Here is an 11,083-nt window from a genome sequence, read left to right as displayed (position 1 = left end):
ACCGCATCACGACCCGCCACCAGCAGATCCCAAAACGCCCCCGGACCACCCTCGGCACCCGGAAAACGGCACGACATACCGACAACGGCAATGGCGGCAGTGGGGCCGTTTTTCGGCATGCCAAAGTCCGGATTCATGATGCGTGTCTCCACTTCGTCACCAGGTCACACCGCAGGGGTCCAAACCGATCGTCACAACTTCGGCTAAAGCCCGTCTTGCGCGCTCACTGGACTCCGACGTGCTCGAGAATGTCGAGCTGAAGGTCGATCGGCAGGTCCTGCCGGCGGGAAATGTTGAGCTTCCGGTAGATGCGTGTGAGGTGCTGTTCGATGGTGCTCATCGTGACGAAGAGCTTGGCCGCTATCTCCCGGTTCGTGTATCCGGCGGAGGCCAGCGAGGCGACGCGGCGTTCGGACTGGCTGAGGACGGCCACGTCGGGCTCCGGGTCGGCCGTCGCCTGGCGTTCCGTTTCGGCGCTCACGTCGGCCCGTTGGTGGCCCGGCAGGATCTCCCGGCACAGCGGGGTCGCTCCGCATTCGTCGGCCAGTCTCCAGGCGCGCCGGATGACGGATCCCGCCCGGGGTCCCTCGCCGAGGGCCTGGAGGCTGCGGCCGAAGTCGGCGACGGCCTTGGCCAGTTCCAGGCGGTCGCCGCAGCCGCGCAGGTCGGCGACGGCCCGGGAGAGGAGGTCGGGCCTGCGGTGGGACTCCTCGGTGGCGGCGTGCAGGCGCAGGGCCATGCCTCGGGTGCGGGCGCCGATGCCCGGTACGGCGAGCTGGGCCGCGGTGAGCACGCGTGCCTCGCGCGGGCGGCGCAGGCGGAGCAGGGCTTCGGCCGCGTCGACCCGCCAGGGCAGGCCGTCCGGGCCGTCCAGGCCCCAGCGGCCCGCCAGCCGGCCCACGTCGAGGAACTCGCTGAGGGCGGCCTGGGCGCGGTGGGTGGCGAGGTAGTAGCGGCCGCGTGCGTGCAGGTACGGCAGGGCGTGGACGGTGCCGGGCAGTTGGTCGGGGAGGGGCAGGGGCAGGCGCCGGGCGGCGTCGTCGTAGCGGCCCATGGCGGTGAGCGCGGCGACGAGGACGGCGACCGGGCGGTACATGAACAGGCCGCCACGGCCCGCGACCGCCGCGACGGCCGCGGTGGCCGCGCGTTCGGCGCCGGGGAGATCGCCGAGGTGGACGAGGGCTTCGGCGCGCAGCGACCCGAACATGGCCTGCCAGCCGGGGGCCCGCCGGTGCTCGGCCTCGGTGTGCAGTTCCTCGCACCAGGCGGCGGCCCGGCGCGGGTGGCCGGTGTGCAGCAGGATCCGTACGGCCTGGACCAGCGGTTCGAAGGTGTCGTGGGCCAGCGGGGTGCCGCCCAGCAGCCGTTCGGCGGTGGCCGGGTCGCGGGGGCCGCCGGGGTGGGTCCACAGTGCGGCGCAGAGGACGGCTTCGTCGCTGTCGGGGGCGGGCGGGACGGCGAAGAGGTCGCGCAGGGCGGTGGCGCCGGAGGGCGCGAGCCGCAGTACGTCCGTCGCCTCCGCCACCCGCCCCTGGGCGACGAGCAGTCGGGCCAGGGAGCCCGAGGGGGCGCCGGGGAGTCCGGCGCGCAGGGCGGCGAGCGGGGCGTCGAGGTGCTGTTCGGCGGCGGCGGGGGTGAGGCGCCAGGTGAGGGCGGCGAGTTGCAGGCCGATCCGCCAGCGGGTCGGTTCGTCCTCGGTGCCGGTGTGGGCGAGCTGGAGGCAGGCCGCGGCGCGTTCGGCCTCGTCGGCGGCGAGGGCCTGCTGGGCGGCTTCGCACAGGGTGCGGACGGCCCAGTCGCCCCGGGCGGTGCCGCCGGCGCGCAGGTACGAGGCGACGGTCTCGGCGTCGGCCCGGTCGGCGTACAAGACCCTGGCCGTACGGTCGTACAGGTCGGCGCGTTCGGCGGGTTCGAGGGTCTCCAGTACGGCGGCGGCCACGGCGGGGTGGCGCAGGGCCGGCCCGTCGGTGAGTCCGGTCTCGGCGAGCGCGGCGAGGGAGCGGCCGGCTTCGGCGGGGGTGGCGCCGACGGTGTCGGCGGCGCGGTCGAGGTCGGCGTGGGGGCCGAGGGCGGCCAGGGCGCGGGCGAGCTCCCGGGAGGGGGTCTCGCAACGCTGGAGGCAGGCCCGGACGGCGCCCGCGAACGGGCCGCCGGGTTCGGGCCGGTCGGTGTCGTATTCGGAGAGCAGGGCCCTGAGCAGCAGCGGGTTGCCTCCGGTGGCGGCGTAGAGGCGGTCGGCGGACTCGCCGCGGGGCGCGCCCTGGTGGTGTTCGCGCAGCAGGGCGGCGGTCGCGGTGCGGTCCAGGCGGCCGAGGCGGATCCGGCGGAAGCCGGGGTGGCGCAGCAGTTCGGTGACGGTGTCGTGGCCGTCGGCTCCGGGTCCGGGGCCGCCGAGGGGGCCGGTGAGCACGATGAGCAGGCCGGTGTGGCGCGGGGCCCGGATCAGGCCGGTCAGCCCGGCGAGGGAGGCGGCGTCGGCGTACTGGAGGTCGTCGAGGCAGAGGACGAGCGGCGCGGCGGTCCCGTCGGGTTCGCCGGCGTCGCCGTCGGCGGCTGCGGCGGCCGCCGCGGTGAAGACGTCGAGCATGCGTCGGCGGGTGACGGACTCGTCGGGGGTTCCGGCGGCGCTCAGTACGGTGGCGCCGCGCCCGCGGGCGGTGTCGGCGGCGGTCCGGAGCACTTCGGACTTCCCGCAGCCGGGGGCGCCTTCGACGAGCACGATGGTGGTGGCGCCGGCTTCCGCGGCCCCGAGGGCGGCGTCCAGCCGGGCGAGTTCGTTGTCCCGGGACAAGAGCGTCATCAGCCGTTTCCCCCGTTGCGTGGCATCACTTGTCCGCCAGCGTAGGGAGCGGCCGGGGCACGCACTTGCCCTGAGCGATGGCCACTAGTTGCCTGACCACAACTGCGCGCGAAGCGTCGGGGACCGGGCCGGTCAGCCGGGGAGGATCACCCGCGGCACGTTCCTGGGGTGGCCGGGGGTGCTCCACTCCCTGGGGTAGCCGACGGACACCTCCTCGAAGCGCACGCCGTCGTACCAGGTGGTGCGCGGGATGTGCAGGTGTCCGTAGACGACGGCGGCGGCGCGGAAGCGCAGGTGCCAGTCGGCGGTGCGCTGCGTGCCGCACCACTGGGCGAACTCGGGGTGGCGCAGGATCCGGGTGGGTTCGCGCACCAGCGGGAAGTGGTTGACCAGGACGGTGGGGAGCGCGGGGTCGCAGGCGGCGAGCCGGCGTTCGGTGGCGTCGACCCGGGCCCGGCACCAGGCCTCGCGGGTGGGGTACGGGTCGGGGTGCAGCAGGAACTCGTCGGTGCAGACGACGCCTGTGGCGTAGGCCTGGGCGAGGGATTCCGCCTTGGTGCGGGCGGCGCCGGTGCGGAAGGTGTAGTCGTACAGCAGGAACAGCGGTACGACGAGAACGGGCCCGCCGTCGCCCTGCCAGACGGGGTACGGGTCCTCGGGCGTGACCACGCCGAGGGAGCGGCAGAGGTCGACGAGGTGCCGGTAGCGGGCTTCGCCGCGCAGGGTGAGGGGATCTCCCGGCGCGGTCCACAGTTCGTGGTTGCCGGGGACCCACACGACGCGGGCGAAGCGGGCGCTGAGCTTGCTCAGCGCCCATTCGACGCCTTCGGCGGTCTCGCCGACGTCCCCGGCGACGATGAGCCAGTCGTCGTCGCTGCCGGGGCGGAGGTCTTCGAGGATGCGGCGGTTCTCGGGGTGCCCGACGTGCAGGTCGCTGATGGCGAGCAGCCTGCCGCGGGCGGTCACCGGGTCAGCCCGCGACGGTCTGGAGCCGCTCCTGGCCGAGGGCGGCCAGGTCCTCGGCGATGGCGCGGGTGACGGCGTCCTGCTGGGGGGTCAGGTAGAAGTGTCCGCCGGGGAAGCTGCGGAAGGTGAAGGTGCCGGTGGTGTGCTCGCGCCATTCGAGTGCCTCGTGCAGGGTGACGCGGGGGTCGGATTCGCCGGTGAGGACGCTGAGGGGGCAGTTCAGCGCGGTGTCCTGGCCGGGGGTGGGCCGGTGGCGGTGGGTCTCGATGGCCTTGAAGTCGGCGCGGATGGCGGGCAGCACCATGCGCACGATCTCCTCGTCGGCCAGGACGCCCGGGTCGGTGCCGGACAGCTTCCGGATCTCCGCGAGGAGCGCTTCGTCGCCCTTGGTGTGGACGCTGTCGGGGCGCGGCATGTGGGGGGCGCGGCGCCCGGAGACGATCAGGCCGAGGGGCGGTTCGCCCTCGGCTTCCATCCGGCGGGCGAGTTCGAAGCCGAGTACGGCGCCCATGCTGTGCCCGAAGAGCACGAGCGGACGGTCGGCCCAGGGCCGCAGCGCCCGGTGGATGCCGTCGACGAGCTGCTCGGTGACGGTGATGGCCGGCTCGTGGCGGCGGTCCTGGCGGCCGGGGTACTGGATGGCCAGTACGTCGGCGTGGGCGGCCAGCGCCTGGGAGAAGGGGAAGAAGTAGGACGCCGTGCCGCCCGCGTGCGGGAGGCAGACGAGGCGGTACGGCTGTTCGGGGGCCGGGTGGAAGCGGCGGACCCACAGCTCGCTGTCGGTGTCGATGATGCTCATGCCCTTCCGTGCTCCTTACTCGTTGCTCGTCTCTCGTCGAGTACGAGGGAGGCAAGGTAGCGGCGTGCGGTTAAGCGGCACTTGTGCGGGCACGGTGCGCTTCGGCCCGTCCTCGGAGGGGGGCTCCGAGGACGGGCCGTGAGGTCGGGCATGACCTGTACCGCGCTTCCGGGACCGAATCTAGGCTGCCCCGCCCGCCCCCGCACACCCCAGTCCGCACGGCCCGAACCCCTAGGCCAGACAGCGGGGCGGGCGGCCGTGGTAGGCGGTCATCTCCTCGAAGAGGGCCCCGATGTCGAGCGGGGTGCCCTCGGGCAGGCCCTGCTCCTCGGCGTATCCGCGGTGCAGGTTGGGGAGCAGGCGTTCCGCGTCCAGCAGGTCCGCGTACGGGCCGAGGTCGGTGGACCGCGCGAGTTCGAGGGGGCTCACCCCGGCCGCCGCGCCCTCCTTGGCGAGGCCCTGCACCCAGCGCAGGTACGCCTCGTCGGCGTCGAGGATCTCCGGGCCGCCGACCGGACCGTGACCGGGGACGATGGTGGTCGGGCCCAGGGCGCGCAACCGCCGGAGGGCCCGCAGGGAGCCCGCGACGGAGCCCATGACGCAGAACGGCGTGACCCCGTTCATCGCGAGGTCGCCGGTGAACAGCACGCCCTGTTCGGGCAGCCAGACCACGGTGTCGTCGACGGAGTGCGCGGCCGGGCCGATGTGGAGGAGTTCGGCGCGGACGGCTTCGCCCACGTGGAGGGTCATGCGGTCCTGGTAGGTCAGTTCGGGCGGGGCGATCTCGATGTCGCCCCAGCAGACGTCCGGCCACAGTCCGGCCATGTGCGTGCCGGCCGCGCCCACCAGGGTGCGGGTCTTCTCGTGGCCGATGGTCAGGGCCTCGGGGAAGACGAAGTTGCCGTAGGTGTGGTCGCCGTGGAAGTGGGTGTTGACCACGGCGTGCGGGGGCCGCGGCGCGAGCCGCAGCGCGGCCCGGCGCAGGTGCCGGGCGCGGGCCTCGGTGGCGGCGGTGTCGACCAGCACGCTGCGGCGCCCGTCGGTGAGGACGCCCGCGTTGTTCAGGCACCAGCCGCCGTCGGGCTGCACGTAGGCGTGGACGCCCTCCGCCACCTCGGTGACGCGTACGGGACCTGCGGGATGTCCGCTCACCGGCCGCGCCACATCCCCGCGGGGGCGTGCGGGTTGCGGTGGGCGCGGTGCCAGCCGCTGTCGGGGGTCCTGCCGCCGGCGGCCGGAGCCGGCGCGGCGGCGGTCCGTCGTGCCAGCAGGGCCGTGAGGACGGCGGTGAGGGCGGCGGTCTCCTCCGCGGAGGGGGCGCCGCCGGTGATCTTCCATGGGGTGGTCATCGGTCCGCTGCCTCCTCGTCCGTCACACCGGCGGGTTGCCGTGTTTGCGGGACGGCATGTCGGCGTACTTGGAGCGCAGCATCGCGAGGGCGCCGATGAGCGCGGAGCGGGTCTCGGCCGGGTCGATGACGTCGTCGACGAGGCCGCGTTCGGCCGCGTAGTACGGGTGCATCAGCTCGGTCTGGTACTCCTTGATCTTCTGCGCCCGTTCGAGGTCCGGGTCCTCGGCCGCGGCGATCTCCCGGCGGAAGATGACGTTGGCGGCGCCCTCGGCGCCCATCACCGCGATCTCGTTGCTGGGCCAGGCCAGGGAGACGTCGGCGCCGATGGAGCGCGAGTCCATGACGATGTACGCGCCGCCGTAGGCCTTGCGCAGGATCAGCTGGATCCGCGGGACGGTCGCGTTGCAGTACGCGTACAGCAGCTTGGCTCCGTGCCGGATGATGCCGTTGTGCTCCTGGTCGACGCCGGGCAGGAAGCCGGGGACGTCGACGAGGGTCACCAGCGGGATGCTGAAGGCGTCGCAGAACTGCACGAAGCGGGCGGCCTTCTCGCTGGCGTGGATGTCGAGGACACCGGCCATCGAGGAGGGCTGGTTGGCGACGATGCCGGTGACGTGCCCGTCGAAGCGGGCCAGGGCGACGACGACGTTCTGCGCCCAGCCCGGCTGGATCTCGAAGTACTCGCCGTCGTCGGCTATCTCCTCGACGACCTTGCGGATGTCGTAGGACTGGTTCGGGTTGGCCGGGACGAGGTTGACGAGGGCCTCGGTGCGCCGGCCGGCCGGGTCGCCGGTCTCCTCGCGCGGTGCGGTCTCGCGGTTGTTGGAGGGCAGCAGCGACAGCAGGAACCGTACGTCCTCCAGGCAGCTCTGCTCGTCGTCGTAGGCGAAGGCCGCGACCCCGGAGACCGAGGCGTGCACGTCGGCGCCGCCGAGGCCGTTCTGGGTGATCTCCTCGCCGGTCACCGCGCGGACCACGTCGGGGCCGGTGATGAACATCTGCGAGGTCTCGCGGACCATGAACACGAAGTCGGTGAGGGCCGGGGAGTACGCGGCGCCGCCGGCGCACGGGCCCAGCATCACGGAGATCTGCGGGATGACGCCGGAGGCCTTGGTGTTGCGCTGGAAGATGCCGCCGTAGCCGGCGAGGGCGGTGACGCCCTCCTGGATCCGGGCTCCGGCGCCGTCGTTGAGGCTGACCAGGGGCGCCCCGGCGGCGACCGCGAGGTCCATCACCTTGTGGATCTTCTGGGCGTGGGCCTCGCCGAGGGCGCCGCCGAAGATGCGGAAGTCGTGAGCGTAGACGAAGACCGTCCGCCCGTGGACGGTGCCCCAGCCGGTGACGACCCCGTCGGTGTAGGGCTTCTTGTGTTCCAGGCCGAAGCCGGTGGCCCGGTGCCGGCGCAGGGCCTCGATCTCCTGGAACGAGCCCTCGTCGAGGAGCGCCTCGATGCGCTCCCGCGCCGTCAGCTTGCCCTTGGCGTGCTGCCGTTCGGTGGCCTTGGGGTCGGGCCCGGCGATGGCCATGGCCTTGATCTCGGCGAGTTCCGCGGCACGGTCCTGGATCGGGGGTGGGGCTGTTTCACTGATGGTCACGGGATTCCTCCGGGGCGGTGGGGAGGTTCTGCCGGCCGCCCTCCCCTCCCGGTCGGGACGGGGAGGGGCGGCCGGCGGTCTTCGATCGGAAGCCGCGTCAGTAGCGGTAGTGGTCCGGCTTGTAGGGACCGTCGACGCCGACGCCGATGTAGGAGGCCTGCTCCGGGCGCAGGGTGGTGAGCTTGACGCCGAGGGCGTCGAGGTGGAGGCGGGCGACCTTCTCGTCGAGGTGCTTGGGCAGCACGTAGACGTCGGTCGGGTACTCCTCCGGCTTGGTGAAGAGCTCGATCTGGGCCAGGGTCTGGTCCGCGAAGGAGTTCGACATCACGAAGGACGGGTGACCCGTCGCGTTGCCCAGGTTCAGCAGACGGCCCTCGGACAGGACGATCAGGACCTTGCCGTCGGGGAACGTCCAGGTGTGGACCTGCGGCTTGACCTCGTCCTTGACGATGCCCTCGACCTTGGCCAGACCGGCCATGTCGATCTCGTTGTCGAAGTGGCCGATGTTGCCCACGATCGCCTGGTGCTTCATCTTGGCCATGTCGCCGGCCATGATGATGTCCTTGTTGCCCGTGGTCGTGATGAAGATGTCGGCCGTCTCGACGACGTCGTCGAGGGTGGCGACCTGGTAGCCGTCCATCGCGGCCTGCAGCGCGCAGATCGGGTCGATCTCGGTGACGATGACCCGCGCGCCCTGGCCCCGGAGGGACTCGGCGCTGCCCTTGCCGACGTCGCCGTAGCCGAAGACCACGGCGGTCTTGCCGCCGATGAGGACGTCGGTGGCGCGGTTGATGCCGTCGATCAGGGAGTGGCGGCAGCCGTACTTGTTGTCGAACTTCGACTTCGTCACGGCGTCGTTCACGTTGATCGCCGGGAAGAGCAGGGCGCCTTCCTTGTGCATCTCGTACAGGCGGTGGACACCGGTCGTGGTCTCCTCCGTCACGCCGCGGATGCCGTCGGCGAGGGTGACCCAGTCGATGGTGCTCTTCTGCAGCAGGCCGAGGACGAGCGCGTACTCCTCATTGTCCGCGGTGGACGGGTCCGGGACGGAACCGGCCTTCGAGAACTCGACGCCCTTGTGGACGAGGAGGGTGGCGTCACCGCCGTCGTCGAGGATCATGTTCGGGCCCGCGTGGCCCGGCCAGGTCAGCGCCTGCTCGGTGCACCACCAGTACTCCTCCAGCGTCTCGCCCTTCCAGGCGAACACGGGGATGCCGGCGGCGGCTATGGCCGCGGCCGCGTGGTCCTGCGTCGAGTAGATGTTGCAGGACACCCAGCGGACGTCGGCGCCGAGGGCGACGAGGGTCTCGATGAGCACGGCCGTCTGCACGGTCATGTGCAGGGAGCCGGTGATACGGGCGCCGGCCAGCGGCTGCGACGCCGCGTACTCCCGCCGGATCGACATCAGACCGGGCATCTCGTGCTCGGCCAGGGTGATCTCCTTGCGGCCGAAGGCGGCGAGGGAAAGGTCGGCGACCTTGTAGTCGGTGAACTCGGCGGTGGCGGCGGTGTCGGTGGACTGGCTGGGCATGGACTACTCCGGAGTGTGGGCGGCAGCGTGCAGCGTCAGTTGACGTTCAGGTTCTGGTGGATCTCTCGGGTCGCCGTGGAGCGGTTGAGGGTGATGTAGTGCAGGCCGGGCGCGCCCTCGGCCAGCAGCCGCTCGGCCATGACGGTCGCGTACTCCACCCCGATGGCGTGGCCGGCGGCCGCGTCACCCGCCACCGCCTCCAGGCGGCTCGCGAGGTGTTCGGGGAAGTGGGCGTCGCTCAGCTCGGAGAAGCGGCTGATCTGCCGTACGTCCGTGGCGGGCATGATCTCGGGGATCACCGGCGTGAGACAGCCGACGGCGGCCAGCCGGTCGCGCAGCCGCAGGTAGTCCTCCACCTGGAAGAACATCTGCGTGATCGCGTAGTCGGCGCCCGCCCGGCACTTGGCGGCGAAGTGCCGGATGTCCTCGGTCCAGCCCGGCGAACGCGGGTGGCGCTCGGGGAAGGCGGCCACGCCCACCGTGAAGTCGCCCAGCCTGCGGATCAGGCTGACGAGTTCGTGCGCGTGCGTGAAACCGTCCGGGTGCGGGGTCCACACCCCCTTCGGGTCGCCGGGCGGGTCACCGCGCAGGGCGAGGACGTCCCGGATGCCGGCGTCCGCGTACTGGCCGATGATGTGCCGCAGCTCGGCGACCGAGTGCCCGACCGCCGTCAGGTGGGCCACCGGGCGCAGCGTGGTCTCGGCCGCGATCCGCTTGGTGACCTCGACCGTACGGTCGCGGGAGGAACCCCCCGCGCCGTACGTGACGGAGACGAAGGAGGGCGAGAGCGCCTCGATGCGCCGGATCGCCTTCCAGAGCGTGCGCTCCCCGGCCTCCGTCTTCGGCGGGAAGAACTCGAAGGAGAACGAGCGCCGTCCACTGGCCAGCAGCTCGCGCACGTCGGGACGGGCCGCGGGTACGACCGCGCGTGTGGACGGGGTCGCGGGCGGGCTCGCGGGCGCGGTCGCCGGGGGCGAGAGCGCCGGCTGCTCGGTGAGGACGGCTCCCATGCTCGTTCCTTTCTCTTCTGTACGGGTCAGCGCGCGTTGAAGTACGAGGCTTCGGGGTGGTGGATGACGATGGCGTCGGTGGACTGCTCGGGGTGGAGCTGGAACTCCTCCGAGAGGTGCACTCCGATCCGCTCCGGCCGGAGGAGGTCCGCGATCTTCGCCCTGTCCTCCAGGTCGGGGCAGGCGGGGTAGCCGAGGGAGTAGCGGCAGCCCTGGTACTCGGTGCGGAACATGCCTGCCATGGACGCCGGATCCGATCCGGCGATGCCCAGCTCGGTACGGACCCGGGCGTGCCAGTACTCGGCCAGGGCCTCGGCGAGCTGGACGGAGAGGCCGTGCAGCTCCATGTACTCGCGGTAGGCGTCGGCGGCGAAGAGCCGGGCCGTCTCCTCGCCGATCCTCGAACCGACGGTGACGACCTGGAGGCCGACGACGTCGGTCTCGCCGGAGTCCTCCGGGCGGAAGAAGTCGGCCAGGCACAGCCGGCGGCCGCGACCCTGGCGGGGGAAGGTGAAACGGGTCCGCTCGGAGCCGTTGTCGTCGAGGATGATCAGGTCCTCGCCCTTGGAGACGCAGGGGAAGTACCCGTGCACGACGGCCGCTTCGAGCAGTCCGTCGGTGTGCAGCCGGTCGAGCCAGCCGCGCAGCCGGGGCCGGCCGTCCGACTCGATGGTGTCGGCGTCCTTCAGACCCCACTGCCCCTTGAAGAGGGCGGTCTCGTCGAGCCAGGACGCGTACTCCTTGAGCGCGATGCCCTTGACGACACGGGTGCCCCAGAACGGCGGTGCGGGCACCGGATTGTCCACGACCACGTCCGATCGACCACCGGGATCGGGCTCCGCCACCTGGAGGGCGGCCGTGTCGCGCTTGGCGACGCGGCGCTGCTTCAGGGCGGGCAGTTCGACACCTGGGACCCCGCGCTTGACACCCATCAGCGCGTCCATGAGGCGCAGGCCTTCGAAGGCGTCGCGGGCGTAGCGGACTTCGCCCTCGTAGATCTCGTGGAGGTCCTGTTCGACGTAGGCGCGGGT

At 72.3% G+C, this 11,083-nt stretch carries 10 protein-coding genes and 1 pseudogene; all 11 read right to left on the bottom strand.

Annotated features, from left to right (window positions below; genetic code table 11):
* Window positions 1-119: beta-ketoacyl synthase N-terminal-like domain-containing protein (locus ACFYYJ_RS41310; RefSeq protein WP_389140135.1), on the bottom strand; the 119-nt coding region annotated here is incomplete at its 3' end.
* 104 nt (window positions 120-223) lie between these two features.
* Window positions 224-433 (bottom strand): helix-turn-helix transcriptional regulator, encoded by a 210-nt coding sequence (locus ACFYYJ_RS41305; RefSeq protein WP_389140132.1) that lies wholly within the window; start codon window positions 431-433, stop codon window positions 224-226.
* A 2,151-nt stretch (window positions 434-2,584) separates the two neighbouring features.
* Window positions 2,585-2,800 (bottom strand): annotated as a pseudogene (locus tag ACFYYJ_RS41300) (ATP-binding protein); the annotation flags it as partial.
* 132 nt (window positions 2,801-2,932) lie between these two features.
* Entirely contained in the window at window positions 2,933-3,766 is an 834-nt protein-coding gene (locus ACFYYJ_RS41295; protein WP_385134019.1) for a metallophosphoesterase family protein, read from the bottom strand.
* Between the two features lie 4 nt (window positions 3,767-3,770).
* Window positions 3,771-4,565 carry a thioesterase II family protein gene (locus tag ACFYYJ_RS41290; RefSeq protein WP_385134022.1) on the bottom strand — a complete coding sequence of 265 codons (795 nt, stop codon included), beginning with the start codon at window positions 4,563-4,565 and terminating at the stop codon, window positions 3,771-3,773.
* A 231-nt stretch (window positions 4,566-4,796) separates the two neighbouring features.
* Window positions 4,797-5,717 (bottom strand): MBL fold metallo-hydrolase, encoded by a 921-nt coding sequence (locus ACFYYJ_RS41285; protein ID WP_385134025.1) that lies wholly within the window; start codon window positions 5,715-5,717, stop codon window positions 4,797-4,799.
* On the bottom strand, window positions 5,714-5,914 hold the full coding sequence (locus ACFYYJ_RS41280) for an acyl-CoA carboxylase epsilon subunit (protein WP_385134028.1): 201 nt from the start codon (window positions 5,912-5,914) through the stop codon (window positions 5,714-5,716). Before ACFYYJ_RS41280 ends, ACFYYJ_RS41285 begins: the two co-directional genes overlap by 4 nt.
* Window positions 5,915-5,936: 22 nt before the next feature.
* Window positions 5,937-7,442 carry an acyl-CoA carboxylase subunit beta gene (locus tag ACFYYJ_RS41275; RefSeq protein WP_389140129.1) on the bottom strand — a complete coding sequence of 502 codons (1,506 nt, stop codon included), beginning with the start codon at window positions 7,440-7,442 and terminating at the stop codon, window positions 5,937-5,939.
* 166 nt (window positions 7,443-7,608) lie between these two features.
* Window positions 7,609-9,042 carry an adenosylhomocysteinase gene (gene ahcY / locus ACFYYJ_RS41270; protein ID WP_389140122.1) on the bottom strand — a complete coding sequence of 478 codons (1,434 nt, stop codon included), beginning with the start codon at window positions 9,040-9,042 and terminating at the stop codon, window positions 7,609-7,611.
* 35 nt (window positions 9,043-9,077) lie between these two features.
* On the bottom strand, window positions 9,078-10,052 hold the full coding sequence (gene metF / locus ACFYYJ_RS41265; protein WP_385134302.1) for a methylenetetrahydrofolate reductase [NAD(P)H]: 975 nt from the start codon (window positions 10,050-10,052) through the stop codon (window positions 9,078-9,080).
* Between the two features lie 26 nt (window positions 10,053-10,078).
* Window positions 10,079-11,083, bottom strand: a 1,005-nt coding sequence (locus tag ACFYYJ_RS41260) for a vitamin B12 dependent-methionine synthase activation domain-containing protein (protein ID WP_389140117.1), incomplete at its 5' end; no start/stop codon positions are given.

This window comes from Streptomyces sp. NPDC002467, assembly GCF_042889825.1.
Classification (GTDB): domain Bacteria; phylum Actinomycetota; class Actinomycetes; order Streptomycetales; family Streptomycetaceae; genus Streptomyces.
Note: the sequence above shows the minus strand (reverse complement) of the source record. Positions and strands in the feature narration are given on the sequence as shown.

What these genes read in the sequence shown, in the direction of transcription:
- ACFYYJ_RS41280 (WP_385134028.1), bottom strand. Translation starts at nt 5,914, where the DNA reads ATGACCACCCCATGGAAGATCACCGGCGGCGCCCCCTCCGCGGAGGAG.
- ahcY (WP_389140122.1), bottom strand. Translation starts at nt 9,042, where the DNA reads ATGCCCAGCCAGTCCACCGACACCGCCGCCACCGCCGAGTTCACCGAC.
- metF (WP_385134302.1), bottom strand. Translation starts at nt 10,052, where the DNA reads ATGGGAGCCGTCCTCACCGAGCAGCCGGCGCTCTCGCCCCCGGCGACC.
- ACFYYJ_RS41275 (WP_389140129.1), bottom strand. Translation starts at nt 7,442, where the DNA reads ATGGCCATCGCCGGGCCCGACCCCAAGGCCACCGAACGGCAGCACGCC.
- ACFYYJ_RS41290 (WP_385134022.1), bottom strand. Translation starts at nt 4,565, where the DNA reads ATGAGCATCATCGACACCGACAGCGAGCTGTGGGTCCGCCGCTTCCAC.